At 46.6% G+C, this 13147-nt stretch carries 12 protein-coding genes and 1 pseudogene; 6 read left to right on the top strand and 7 right to left on the bottom strand.

The features are described from left to right. Window positions 1-367 precede the first annotated feature (367 nt). The 3 genes from malE to malG all read left to right on the top strand — a co-directional run bounded on the left by malE (window position 368) and on the right by malG (window position 4098). Window positions 368-1549, top strand: coding sequence for a maltose/maltodextrin ABC transporter substrate-binding protein MalE (gene malE / locus R4537_RS04705; protein ID WP_000786227.1), 1182 nt, complete (start codon window positions 368-370; stop codon window positions 1547-1549). 72 nt (window positions 1550-1621) lie between these two features. Next, on the top strand, window positions 1622-3196 hold the full coding sequence (malF, locus tag R4537_RS04700; protein ID WP_001882759.1) for a maltose ABC transporter permease MalF: 1575 nt from the start codon (window positions 1622-1624) through the stop codon (window positions 3194-3196). Window positions 3197-3207: 11 nt separating this feature from the next. Continuing rightward, the gene (gene malG, locus R4537_RS04695) at window positions 3208-4098 is read left to right on the top strand and encodes a maltose ABC transporter permease MalG (protein WP_001252027.1); all 891 of its coding nucleotides are present in this window, start codon (window positions 3208-3210) and stop codon (window positions 4096-4098) included. Window positions 4099-4420: 322 nt separating this feature from the next. Here the strand turns inward: malG and R4537_RS04690 are convergent, their stop codons facing one another. The 5 genes and pseudogenes from R4537_RS04690 to R4537_RS04670 all read right to left on the bottom strand — a co-directional run bounded on the left by R4537_RS04690 (window position 4421) and on the right by R4537_RS04670 (window position 7689). Beyond that, the gene (locus tag R4537_RS04690) at window positions 4421-4672 is read right to left on the bottom strand and encodes a hypothetical protein (RefSeq protein WP_001018760.1); all 252 of its coding nucleotides are present in this window, start codon (window positions 4670-4672) and stop codon (window positions 4421-4423) included. A gap of 110 nt (window positions 4673-4782) precedes the next feature. After that, window positions 4783-5271, bottom strand: coding sequence for an acyl-CoA thioesterase (locus R4537_RS04685; protein ID WP_000094384.1), 489 nt, complete (start codon window positions 5269-5271; stop codon window positions 4783-4785). A gap of 163 nt (window positions 5272-5434) precedes the next feature. Then, the gene (locus R4537_RS04680) at window positions 5435-6196 is read right to left on the bottom strand and encodes a DeoR/GlpR family transcriptional regulator (RefSeq protein WP_000648858.1); all 762 of its coding nucleotides are present in this window, start codon (window positions 6194-6196) and stop codon (window positions 5435-5437) included. Window positions 6197-6348: 152 nt separating this feature from the next. Then, window positions 6349-6789: pseudogene (locus R4537_RS04675) on the bottom strand (diguanylate cyclase); the annotation flags it as partial. Beyond that, window positions 6790-7689 carry a DMT family transporter gene (locus tag R4537_RS04670; RefSeq protein ID WP_071179406.1) on the bottom strand — a complete coding sequence of 300 codons (900 nt, stop codon included), beginning with the start codon at window positions 7687-7689 and terminating at the stop codon, window positions 6790-6792. It abuts the pseudogene before it with no gap. A gap of 99 nt (window positions 7690-7788) precedes the next feature. On the opposite strand from R4537_RS04670, the gene R4537_RS04665 reads away from it, so the two are divergent. Beyond that, window positions 7789-8580, top strand: coding sequence for an AraC family transcriptional regulator (locus tag R4537_RS04665; protein ID WP_000747482.1), 792 nt, complete (start codon window positions 7789-7791; stop codon window positions 8578-8580). On the opposite strand, the gene R4537_RS04660 is transcribed toward R4537_RS04665, so the two are convergent. Both R4537_RS04660 and cspE read right to left on the bottom strand, forming a co-directional pair. Further along, window positions 8569-9498 carry a M14 family metallopeptidase gene (locus R4537_RS04660; RefSeq protein ID WP_071179405.1) on the bottom strand — a complete coding sequence of 310 codons (930 nt, stop codon included), beginning with the start codon at window positions 9496-9498 and terminating at the stop codon, window positions 8569-8571. The two genes, R4537_RS04665 and R4537_RS04660, sit on opposite strands and share 12 nt — an antisense overlap. 548 nt (window positions 9499-10046) lie before the next feature. Then, window positions 10047-10259: a transcription antiterminator/RNA stability regulator CspE gene (cspE, locus tag R4537_RS04655; protein ID WP_001274785.1), complete on the bottom strand. Its 213-nt coding sequence runs from the start codon at window positions 10257-10259 to the stop codon at window positions 10047-10049. A gap of 349 nt (window positions 10260-10608) precedes the next feature. Between cspE and R4537_RS04650 the strand changes: the two genes are divergently transcribed. Both R4537_RS04650 and R4537_RS04645 read left to right on the top strand, forming a co-directional pair. Beyond that, window positions 10609-11991 carry a 3'3'-cGAMP-specific phosphodiesterase gene (locus R4537_RS04650; RefSeq protein WP_071179404.1) on the top strand — a complete coding sequence of 461 codons (1383 nt, stop codon included), beginning with the start codon at window positions 10609-10611 and terminating at the stop codon, window positions 11989-11991. A gap of 112 nt (window positions 11992-12103) precedes the next feature. Then, window positions 12104-13039, top strand: a complete 936-nt coding sequence (locus R4537_RS04645; protein ID WP_071179403.1) for a DUF808 domain-containing protein — start codon at window positions 12104-12106, stop codon at window positions 13037-13039. Window positions 13040-13147: the final 108 nt, after the last annotated feature.

Here is a 13147-nt window from a genome sequence, read left to right as displayed (position 1 = left end):
ACTGGAAAGGCTCTTACCATCCTCTCTGGGATGAGGCTAGTTTCTGTGAAAGAGGTAAATCGTACATCCTCCTCTTCCGCTTTTTTGTAGGGGGAGTAGGTGAGGAGGAGATGGAGGAGGGGGACTAAGGCGTAGTTAGATCCAGTTCAAATTATTGAGGGTGGATAAGTTGAGTAGGATCACATCAATCCTGTTTTTTGTGATTTGGCTCGCTCACATCAAACGATAGAGATCACGAAAATACGCCATAATATCGAGGGCGTAGGGGTTAGGAGGATGAGTTAAACGCGGTTTTTTCTGATCATAAATGGCGAAATACGGCAAAACCTCTTGGTGAGCCCTACAACACAAAAAAAAGGATATGAACATGAAAAATGCCCTAAGCACAGTCGCGCTGAGCACCCTGGTGGCTCTTGGTTCGTTTGGTGCCCATGCTGCTATTGAAGAAGGACAACTCACTATTTGGATCAATGGTGATAAAGGCTATAACGGTTTGGCGGAAGTCGGTAAGAAGTTTGAAGCAGACACCGGGGTTAAAGTGACCGTCGCTCACCCTGATGGACTGCAAGATAAATTCCCGCAAACTGCAGCAACAGGCGATGGTCCTGATATTGTGTTCTGGGCTCACGACCGTTTTGGTGGCTATGCGGAAGCAGGTCTATTGGTTGAAATCAAACCTTCCGCAAAGGTCAAAGAAGGCATCGTAGATTTCGCATGGGATGCAGTGAAGTACAACGGCAAAATCATTGGTTATCCAATTGCTGTGGAATCTCTATCACTGATTTACAACAAAGATCTAGTGCCCAACCCACCGAAAAGCTGGGAAGAGGTAGCAGAGCTTGATGCCAAACTGAAGAAAACAGGCAAATCGGCCATCATGTGGAACCTAAAAGAGCCTTACTTTACTTGGCCTTTGATGGCTGCTGATGGTGGTTACGCGTTCAAATACGGTGTTGATGGCTATGATGTGAAAGACGCAGGTATCAACAATAAAGGCGTAAAAGACGCGATGAACTTCGTGAAAGGTCTAGTGGATAAAGGCGTGATCTCTCCAGATATGGATTATTCAGTGTCTGAAGCTGCTTTTAACCAAGGTAAAACAGCTATGACTATCAACGGCCCATGGTCTTGGGGCAACATTGAAAAGTCTGGTATCAACTATGGTGTTACTACGCTACCTAAATTTAACGGCCAAGCGTCAAAACCTTTCGTTGGCGTTCTCACCGCCGGCATCAGCACCGCTTCTCCAAATAAAGATCTGGCAGTGGAGTTCATTGAAAACTATCTGCTGACTAACGATGGTTTGCGCATGGTTAACAACGATAAGCCACTAGGTGCCGTTGCACTGAACTCATTCCAACGTGAACTGGATGCGGATGCACGCATTGCGGCGACCATGGATAACGCCATGAACGGCGAAATCATGCCTAACATTCCACAAATGAACGCATTTTGGGGTGCTGCGAAAAATACGATTGTCAACATCGTTGATGGCCGTCAAACCGTCGATGCTGCATTGGCAGACGCTGAAAAGCAGATGACGAAATAACCCATCGTCACACCTTGGAGGGGGCGTTTCCCCCTCCACATTTCTTGGTAACAACACGCTAGCAGGTTTTTTATGCAGTCAGTTCAAGGTACACAGGCTATGTCCGATCCAACTGCGGTACGTCCAGCCGACAAACGTGCGTTTTTAAAATGGGCAGTACTTGGCGCGGTAGGTATCGTGAATGGCTACGCAACCATTCTTATGTATTCTCGTGGGGAGGTGGCGTTTGCATTGCTGACCCTGATCCTTACCACATTAGCGCTGTATATCTTCGGAAGTCGTAAAACGTACGCGCACCGTTACATTTATCCCGGCATTGCAGGGATGATCCTCTTTATTCTGTTTCCACTGGCTTACACCGTTGGTCTTGCTTTTACAAACTACAGCGCGAAAAACCAACTCACTCTTGAACGCGCACAGTCAGTGTTGATGGATCAAACTTTCCAAAGTGGTGAAAGTTATGCCTTCCAACTTTATAAAACCGAGCAAGGCTACCGCTTATTGATTGAGGACGGAGATGAGCGTTTGGCGACCGCGCCTTTTTCGCTCAGTGGTAACGTACCGACCGATCTTAATCTTGAAGTGATTGGCGGCATTGACGGTGAAGTAGAGCCGATTAAAACCATCATCGGGTATCGCACCGAATTGAGTGGTATCGATCTGCATTTCCCTGATGGTGAAGACATTCGAATGAGTGGCCTGCGCAAATTTGCTGCGGTGAAACCACTCTATACCTTGCAGGATGATGGTGAAACACTCACCAACAATCAATCCGGTCAGGTGTTGCGCCCCAATATGGAGATTGGTTTTTATCAACCTATCAATGAGAGCGGCGAATTTGTCGGTGAGCGAGTCTCACCAGGATTTGTGGTGTCGATTGGTACCCATAACTTTGAGCGAGTATGGAAAGACGAAGGCATCAAAGAGCCGTTTATCAATATCTTTATCTGGACGGTCATCTTTTCAGTACTGACGGTGATTTTCACCCTGATGATTGGCCTTGTATTAGCCAGCGTAGTGCAGTGGGAAGCGTTGAAAGGTCGTGCGGTTTATCGTGTACTGCTGATCTTGCCTTATGCCGTTCCTGCCTTTATCTCGATTTTGATTTTCCGTGGCCTGTTCAACCAGAGTTTTGGTGAGATCAACATGGTGCTCAACGGTTTGTTTGGCCTCAGTCCCGCTTGGTTCTCGGATCCGCTATTAGCGAAAACCATGGTGCTGATCGTCAATACTTGGCTGGGCTTTCCTTACATGATGATTTTATGTATGGGCCTACTGAAAGCGATTCCCGATGATCTGTATGAAGCATCAGCGATCGATGGAGCAAATTTCATTCATAACTTCACCAAAATCACTCTGCCGATGATGATCAAACCGCTGACGCCGTTGCTGATTGCTAGCTTTGCTTTTAACTTCAACAACTTCGTAATGATTCAACTCTTGACGCAAGGTGGGCCAAACCGGATCGGCACTTCTGAGCCTGCGGGTTACACCGACCTCTTGGTGAGTTACACCTACCGCATTGCGTTTGAAGGTACAGGTGGTCAGGACTTTGGTTTGGCGAGTGCGATTGCGACGCTGATCTTCTTGCTGGTGGGCGCGTTAGCGCTGCTCAACCTGCGCTTTACTAAGCTGAGCCAACAATAAGGAGCATTCATATGGCTATGGTACAAGGCAAATCTCTCAAGTATCGCGTGTGGGCAACCCACGCGGCACTGTGGGTGTTCTTAGCGTTGATTATTTTCCCGCTGCTGATGATTGTCGCGATCTCATTTCGTGAAGGTAACTTCGCAACCGGCAGCTTGATCCCGGATCGCCCCTCATTGGAACACTGGAAGCTGGCACTCGGTATTGCGGTACAGAATGCTGATGGTTCAGTCACTCCACCGCCATTCCCGGTGATGACATGGTTGTGGAATTCGGTAAAAGTGGCGGGCATTACATCGGTATTGATTGTGGCGCTTTCTACTACTTCGGCTTACGCCTTTGCACGTATGCGTTTTAAAGGCAAAGAAACCATCTTAAAAGCGATGATGATTTTCCAAATGTTCCCTGCGGTATTGGCCTTGGTCGCATTGTATGCTCTGTTTGATAAGCTTGGGCAGTACATTCCCTTCTTGGGCTTAAACACGCACGGCGGTTTGATTTTCTCTTACCTCGGCGGGATTGCGCTGCACGTTTGGACTATTAAGGGGTACTTTGAAACCATCGATCGCTCACTGGAAGAAGCGGCGGCCTTGGATGGTGCGACACCATGGCAAGCGTTCAGATTAGTGCTACTTCCATTGTCTGTGCCTATACTTGCAGTAGTATTCATTTTGTCATTTATTGGTGTGGTGGGCGAAGTTCCGGTGGCGTCACTGCTGCTTTCTGATGTAAACTCGTACACGCTTGCGGTTGGTATGCAGCAGTATCTTTACCCTCAAAACTATCTGTGGGGTGATTTTGCGGCCGCTGCGGTGCTCTCAGCACTCCCAATCACTATCGTATTTTTACTTGCACAGCGTTGGCTTGTCGGAGGACTTACCGCTGGCGGTGTGAAAGGATAATAACGATAAGGGCGACGTAAAGTCGCCCATTTTGTCTCTTCTTAACATTAATTGGTTTGGCCGCCGACAAGTTAAGAAGCTTCAATTCTGGCGTTACGCATAGCTGGCTGTTAGCTCTATTCCTTACTAGTTCACGACTAACAGTTTTTGTAACCAAAACCTGAGCTTAGCTCGGGTTTTTTTATGCCTGAAGCCGTGACAGCCCACTGTGCGAAAACGGTTGCCAGTATAAGCACAACACATTTTCTCAACAGTGAAACAAGAACAGGATGCGAGTCAGATCGAATATTGATTTGTAACTGGTTTAGAGGGTGCAGAAAAATTAGAACTCACGGCTGGAAGGTGCGCAACTTAAGTATTGCAGCAGTAAATACAAGCTCTCTTCATGCATGGCGACCCGACGGAAAAGATCTGCAAATGTCTCGTCTCCCCCAAAACAGGTTTGGATGTAATGGTTGATCGCTTCAGGCTGATAACCTTGCACGTACAATGTTCTTACCCATTGATATTCGACCGCTTTGGGGTTAGTTAGGGTCGTCTCGGTGAGGGTGATTTTATCTAGGGTAATCGCCATAACAGAAGCGTGAAATCCATGTGCCAAAGATGGGCATGGATTAAAACAAAGCTTGATGACAATTCGATGACAAGCGCTCCATCCCAGTGGTTGGAGCGCAGAATAGCCCCTTAATTTTTCAAATATTTCACGTGCGCTTCCATCTCTTCACCAATTTCGGTGCGCATGTTCATTAAGCGGATCGCCGAAGCGCGTAATTCCTGATCTTCCTGAGTTTGCGGAATCCATTCGGGCACAGGAGACGGTTTGCCCGCTTCATCCACGGCGACCATAATCACAATGCAATGAGTCGTGAGATGATTTTTCAGGAACTTAGGATCGCTCGCCTGCACATCAATCGCGATGTGCATGGAGGTTTTTCCGGTATAAATCACCTTGGCATTCACTTCAACCAAGTTACCGACATGAATTGGAGCGACAAAGCGAATGCCACCAGCATAAGCCGTGATGCAATATTTACCACTCCAAGCCGCAGCACAAGCATACGCCGCAAGGTCAATCCATTTCATTACTGCGCCACCATGCACTTTGCCACCAAAATTGACATCTCCCGGCTCGGCCAGAAAACGTAATGTGATCTCTCGTTTGCCACTGCTCATCGGCTTATCCTTCATTTTCGTTTTGAGCGTTTTGCTCAAATAAGTATAGAGTTAATAACAACAAATTTTTTACACACAGGCAATCATTTGTGCATTTTGTGCATGCAACAGAAAAGGCGCGTTAGCGCCTTTTCTTGGTATTGATGAGCGGTTGTCTAGCGAATTACACCACCTGAATCGTGACTTCATTCTCTTTGGCGAACGCTTCAATCTCTTTCGGTGGCGTTTGGTCAGTAATGATCAAATCGACATCGGCCAATGTGCCGAGTTTGACCATTGCGTTGCGGCCAAATTTACTGTGGTCGACCGCGAGGAATACACTGCGGCTATTTTCGATAATCGCGCGTTTTACGCGCACTTCATGGTAGTCGAAATCAAGCAGAGAGCCGTCATAATCGATGCCACTGATCCCCAAAATGCCAAAATCCAAACGAAATTGGGAAATAAAATCCAATGTGGCTTCGCCTGTTACGCCGCCGTCTTTATTACGGACTTCTCCCCCCGCCAAAATGATGCTGAAATCAGGCTTACTCATTAGCATAGTGGCGACGTTTAAGTTGTTGGTCACCACACGCAGTTGATGATGATTAACCATTAAAGCGCGAGCGATGGCTTCTGGCGTAGTGCCAATATCAATAAACAGTGTGGCACCGTCAGGAATGTGCTGAACCAAGGCCATGGCGACTTTCTCTTTTTCATTTTGGTAAGAAACTTGCCGCGTGTGATAAGAGGAGTTCTCCGAACTGGTGGCAATCGTTGCGCCGCCATGGTTGCGCCGCAATTTATTGGCTTCGGCCAACTCGTTGAGGTCTCGCCGTATGGTTTGTGGGCTAACATCAAATCGCTCAACCAGCTCTTCCGTACTGACAAAACCTTGGGCTTGAACCAATTCAATGATTTCTTGATGGCGCTTTACTGCTTTCACCGGGAATATCCTTATGGTTTAAATTGCTTTCAGTGTACGGAGTCAGTGCCTGATTTCAAATCTTGGTTTGCGTTTTCTCACGTTTTCTTTTCGTTTTTAATCATTTTTCACAAAAACGAAAAGAAATTAGATGAGAGAGGGCTATATGAGGTTCATTCTGCCGATTGGTGATAGATACAGCATCGGTTACGGCCATTGCGTTTGGCTTGATATAACGCTTGGTCGGAGCGTCGATAAATATCGGCAATATCATGATCACCATGATGCAAGCTGGAAACGCCGGCACATAGATAGATGTGCTCGTTTGGCTCAAAGAATGGATGCTCGGCAAAATGCTGGCGGATCTGTTCAGCCAAATGAAAAGCCGTCTCTACGTGCGTATTTTCCAAAACGATGATGAACTCCTCACCTCCCACGCGACCACAAAAATGATGGTCAGAGATGACGCTCTGAAATAGTTTGGCGAGAAAACGCAGGACTTCATCACCCTTATCGTGACCAAATTGATCATTGATCAGTTTGAAATTATCAATATCGATAGAGATGCAACTTAAGGGGTGTCGTAAACGTTTTGCGCGTGAAAATACTCGCTTTTATACCTGCGTCACTTTTTCGACGCCGTCATCATTTCGACGTTGAATTTTCAATTGTGACAGCGCGACACCGCTGATGACTAATAGACCACCAATCAAATGGTAGGGATGAACTTTTTCGCCCAATAAAGTGGCGGCCAAAGAAACAGAAAAAACGGGTAGCAGATTCATAAACATGGCGGTGGAGTCAGCGCCAATCGCATCAATGGCTTTTACCCACATCCAAGGTGCTAACAGGGAAGCGGCAATGCCAGCATAAGCGATCAGAGAGAGTGAACCTTCGGTCGGTAATAGTGTATCGCTGGTTAGCCATAAAGGGATCAGCATGAATACGGCGCATACCCCTTGCAGATAAATTAAAGTCCAGTTGCTAAACGGCATTTTCCAGCGTTTTAAAAGCACGCAGTACAAGGCGTACACCAGTGCTGCCATCACCATTAAGGCATCCCCTTCGGTCACGCTTTGATGGAGGAAAAATAGCGGATTTCCTTCCCCGAGCATGTAGGCAAGCCCGCTCAGCGACAATACGCCACCTACCACGCTAAGGGCTGAGATGGGTTTATTAAGTAACGGCAAGCTAATGAAAACACTCATTAAAGGAACAAAAGAAGTGATGAGTGACATATTGGTTGCCGTGGTGGTAAGCCCCGCGTAGTAGCCGAGGGATTGGTTAAGCACCATGCCGAGTAAAGCCAAAAATGCGAGTTTTCTCAAGTGGCGTTTCACCGTTGACCATTGGCGGATAGCGCTAGGTAGACAGAAAGGAGTGAGGATCGCCATAGCCAATAGCCAGCGATAAAAGCTCATCGCACTAGGTTCGATGGTCGAGGCCGCGAGTTTATTGACAATCGAGTTGCCGCCCCAAATCAGCACAGTAAAAAATGGCAGAAGATAAATCATGTGTGCCTCGTCGCAATTTGTTCCTTGGGTTATAGTGTGGCAGGTCTTTATAATTACAACTATCTCTAAAAAGACATTGCGAGCGATAGGAAGACAAGATTGAAAAAACGCACTCGACACTTGCATCCCTCATTATCTATCGAGCATCCACCTTCGGATGTTTTTATGAATTTTGAAGCGTTTCTGTCCAATACAGAAACTCGTGAGCACAGCCACCCTTGGGGGCAAGTACAGCTCATTTCTGGCGGAATTTTGGAGATGGAAGCGGAAGATACGCGCTTTTTGGCTCCGCCCCATTTGGCGATTTGGGTTCCTGCGGGTATTCGCCATCGAAGCTACAACCGTAAGCCCATCGAATACTGTTCATTGAATATTGCTTCGCAACTGACCACGGCATTTCCCGCTAAAACCAGTTTAATTAAGGTGACATCGATTGTTTCGGCGATCATTGATGACTTTCGAGAGCGAAACATCAATGTGGCGCAGAGCAGTGAAGATAAGCGCTTAGTGCAAGTGTTGCTCGATCAATTGGCGACACGTGAAACTCAGCACCATTTTCTTCCTTCAACCAATCACAAATATTTAGCGCCGATTTTGGCTTTTGTGGAAGAGAACCCCACCGATAACACGACCTTGCAGCAGTGGGCGGAAAAAGTGCATACCACGGAGCGAACATTGGCGCGCCATTGTCAGGCTGAACTGGGGATGAGCTTTACCGAATGGCGGTTGCGGGTGCGCTATCTCTATTCGATGGAATTATTACGTCAAGGGCATGCGGTGAAAGAAGTGGCTTTAACCTTGGGCTACAACCAAGCCAGCCCGTTTATCACCATGTTCAAAAAGTACTCTGGGTTAACCCCGGAGCAGTATAAAAGCCGATTACTCGCCTAGCAGACCCTGCTCATTGGCAAGCACATAATCAAGAGCACCGAGGATGGCAGCGACTTGCGCGTCATTACAGAGTTGCGCGGTAACTTTAGGGCTATCTGGATAGACTTCGGTGGTTGTGCTGTAAGTACAATCAGTCATGCCGCCGCACAAGCCGAGTTGTCTCATCTGATAGAGGATGACACCCTCCGCGACAACAGGTGAACCAATGATTTCATGGTTTTCATCCGCTGGTGCGATATGCGTGACACGGCGGACGGAATCAATCACCGCTTGTTGGAAAGCCAATTGCGGATTTTCCGTATCACCTACAGTGTAAAAGCCATCGGGGATCGAACCTTCGAGATAGGCTTTACCATCGCGCGCCGCCAAGGCGGGGCGAAACTCAGATTCATCTGTATCTGTGGTTTCATGCAGATCAATGTGCAGCAAAATCGGCCCATACTCTGCGACCATCGCCATCAATAGAGCTGCTTCTTCTGCAGGACTATCCTGAACGAAAGAGCGGTTAGGATCGATAGCATTTGGGTTCCAGCGATTGATGGTTTCATAGCCCCAAGGGCTGACACAGGGCGCGGCAAGCAGATTAAAGTGAGCCAAATAAGGCTCTGCGGCTGTCGCTAAAAATTGCAGCGCACCGTGTACACCACTGGTTTCGTAACCATGTACCCCGCCTGTGATCAATACGGTCGGCTTGTGAGCATCCCAATGGCGGCTTTTTACTACATACAGTGGGTAGCGTGTTGGGTCATAAGAGAGCGCGCCATAAGTACTCACGTTAAATAGGCTACTCAAGGCCAGAATCTTGGGCACTACTTCTTGTTGATATTCGCGTTGAATATGGCGTTGTTCTCGCCAAGCTTGGCGCTCTGCGGCTTGCCAAGGCTGACCGGGAGTACCAATCGGATAAAAGGTTGACATCCTAATTCTCTGTTTGGGGATTAGTTAACAAAGAGTAAGACCTAGGTAGCGTCTGAGCAACAAGATTTTAAAATAGCAGAATAATTGAGCTAAGAAATAAATTCTATACTTCAAAATGATAGAAGGATAAATTAAATATTATTGCTTTGTTTTTATGAAATTAATGAATATTAAATTCACCAAGCTCAATTCCTGAACCGGAAAGTATTTTACCTTTTCTACTCACTTCACAGAAATCAAAATAAATTGGGTAATGGTTAGAGTTTATTCTGGGAAGGATATGGCGCTGTAGGATGTCACTATTTAATTGATGGATTTTAGATGACCAGCGGAGATTATTTTTCAGAAGATGGAAGTGGATTTTTATCATGGATTAAAATTTCATTTTGGTGAGATTTCTCACGTAATAATTGGTACCAGTGTCGCTGGCGAGATGTTCTGCGAGACATGAATTCCTCGATGTAATACAGATAAATGGGAATGAAGGAGTGGTAGATAAGGAATGGAAGAACAAAGCGTGGCACTGAGAGCACCACGCAGAATTTGGCTTACAGCGCGACTACGTTAGACGCTTGAGGGCCTTTCTTACCTTGTTCAACGATAAAGCTAACACGTTGACCTTCAGCTAAGGTTTTGAAACCTTCTGACTGAATAGAATTAAAGTGAACAAACACGTCGTTGCCACCGTTGTCTTGAGTAAGAAAACCGAAACCTTTAGTTTCGTTGAACCATTTTACAGAACCAGTCATTTTAGCAGACATAGAGACCTCTAGAGATAATTTTTACAATAATTTATTAGGGCTTAAAACAAAAGCTATTATATGGATTATAAAGGAGAAGCTATCACAGAGGTTGAACGAAGGGTATCGAAAAAAGACTGAGGTAAAACTTTAACTTAATTTTCATTAATAGCTCATTTGCTTGAGCTGTGATTGAGTATACACGGAAAAAGAGTTCTGACTAGGATTATTTTCAATCTAAGCCAATTATTTTATTTTCTTGGTAAGCTTACTGCTGCGAAAAATGCGCATACTTAACATAAAACCCATGGCAGCTCAGGCTTACTCTGTCTACACTCGATACATAGAAAATGGTAAATGAACCCAAATAATGAGTGTTGCACAAAATACCTTCCCTCTTTCAGAATTAATGATTTCGCTAACGACAGCGCTCGACATGACAGAAGGTCAGCCGCCTGAACACTGCATTCGTTGTTGCTGGATCGGTATGCATATTGGTATGCAGATCGAGCTGAATGAGCCTGAACTGCACGACCTGTTTTTTACTCTGCTACTGAAAGATGCGGGTTGCAGCAGCAATGCAGCACGAATTTGTGAGCTGTATGCGACCGATGATCTGACTTTCAAAAGACGTTACAAAACGGTAGGCACCAGTCTTTCCAGTGTCATTAACTTTATTGTGAAAAACACAGGATCAGAGCAAAGCTGGACGGAGCGCATTTTAACGACCATAGATATTTTGAAAAATGGCAATGACTATGCTCAAGAGCTGATCCAGACGCGTTGTACCCGCGGTGCGGATGTCGCCCGAGAATTGCGTTTTAGTGAAGCTGTCGCACAAGGCATTCATTCACTGGATGAGCATTGGAATGGTCAAGGGCGACCCGAACAGCGAAAAGGTGAAGCGATTCCGCTTTTCTCACGTATTGCGTTGTTAGCTCAGGTATTTGATGTTTTTCAAATGGAGCACAGCATCGAAGAAGCCCTGCAAGAGATTATGGTACGCAGCGGTGTGTGGTTTGATCCCAAACTGGTTGAGGTCGTTGAGCAGCTTGTTGAGAATCCTCGTTTTCTATCTGGACTGAAAGCCACCGATATCAGTCAGCGGGTCATGAATTTACCTCCCGCTCAAGCTCATTTACCTTTGGATGATGCTTACTTGGAATGCATAGTGACGGCTTTTGGTAAAATTGTGGACGCGAAAAGCCCGTATACCGCTGGTCATAGTGAGCGTGTTGCTGTGTATACCGATTTGATTGCAAGGCAATTGGTGATCTCTGATGCGGATCGCATTTGGCTGAGGCGTGCGGCACTGCTGCATGATATTGGTAAGCTTGGTGTCAGCAATGTCATTTTGGATAAACCAGGTAAGTTAGACGAAGCAGAATGGCGAGCGGTTCAAGCTCATGCCGCGTATACGGAGCAAATTCTGTACAAGCTATCTCCCTTTAAAACATTGGCGCGCATGGCTGGCGCGCACCATGAAAAATTAGACGGTACTGGTTACCCTCGGGGTGTCAACGGCGATGAAATCAGTTTGATGACTCGCATAATCACAACGGCCGATATTTTCGATGCCCTCAGTGCTGAGCGTCCCTATCGCGCGGCTATGCCTATTGATAAAGCGCTCGCCATTATGGAGGAGAACCTCCATACCGCGATTGATCCAGAATGTTTTGCCGCTTTGAAAAAGGCATTAAATCTGTTGCCCGATGAATATACTCAACTACCACACTCTTCAGATAAGACCTAACAAGGCTTAGATCTCGTTTGGCGTGGTCATATTCTTATTGCTGAATTTCCTTCAGCCGTTCGTTAATGTTACATTTTGTGACGCTTCTACCAATCAAATAGAGAGAGTTTCCATGGCAGGCGCAAGCTTACTGACCTTGCTTGATGATATTGCGACGGTGCTGGATGACGTGGCATTGATGTCCAAAATGGCCGCTAAAAAGACGGCGGGTGTATTGGGGGATGACTTAGCGCTCAATGCGCAGCAAGTCTCTGGTGTCGCGGCAGAGCGTGAAATTCCGGTGGTATGGGCGGTCGCCAAAGGCTCGTTTCGCAATAAGCTCATTTTGGTTCCGGCAGCACTTATTATTAGCTCGATTGCTCCTTGGTTGATCATGCCTCTACTGTTGATCGGTGGTCTGTTTCTCTGCTTTGAAGGCGCAGAGAAGATCCTCGAAAAATGGTTGCATCCAGAACCCAAGCAGAATGCTGAACAGCGTGCTGCCGCGATAGTCAATGAAGCTTTAGAAACGGAAAGTTTGGCGACAGAAAGCTTAGCCGAGTATGAAAAGCGTAAAATTGGTGGCGCGATCCGCACCGATTTTATTCTGTCGGCAGAAATTATTGTGATCGCTCTCGGTACCGTGCAGGGGCACTCGATGCTCACACAAATTTTGGTGGTTAGCTTGATTGCGGTCATCATGACGATCGGCGTATATGGCCTAGTGGCAGGCATAGTGAAGTTGGATGACTTAGGTTTTTACCTGCAACGCCAATCCAAAGGCCAAGGACTCAAAGCCAGTTTGGGCGGCGTGCTAGTAAGTTTTGCGCCCAAATTGATGAAAGGGCTGACGGTCGTTGGAACTGCGGCGATGTTTTTAGTCGGCGGTGGGATTGTGGTACATAACGTGCCTGCGGTACATCATATTCTTGAACCGATGCTTAATGTCGTCCATGCATGGCCAGTGGTCGGGACACTGATGCCAACCCTGATGAATGGTGTGATTGGCGTAGTGGCTGGCAGCCTCTTAGTAGCGGTAATGGAAGTGTGGCACAAAGTTCGCGGTTAATTCTCTTTCTGACTTGTTGTCTACAACATGAAGTAGGGTATCCGTAAAATTCTCGTTGTTATTTTTGGGAAGGCAAATAAACTAGCGGCTTTTGTTTTTCGGCGGTCG

It is taken from the genome of Vibrio paracholerae (assembly GCF_037672085.1).
In the GTDB taxonomy this organism is placed as follows: domain Bacteria; phylum Pseudomonadota; class Gammaproteobacteria; order Enterobacterales; family Vibrionaceae; genus Vibrio; species Vibrio cholerae.
Note: the sequence above shows the minus strand (reverse complement) of the source record. Positions and strands in the feature narration are given on the sequence as shown.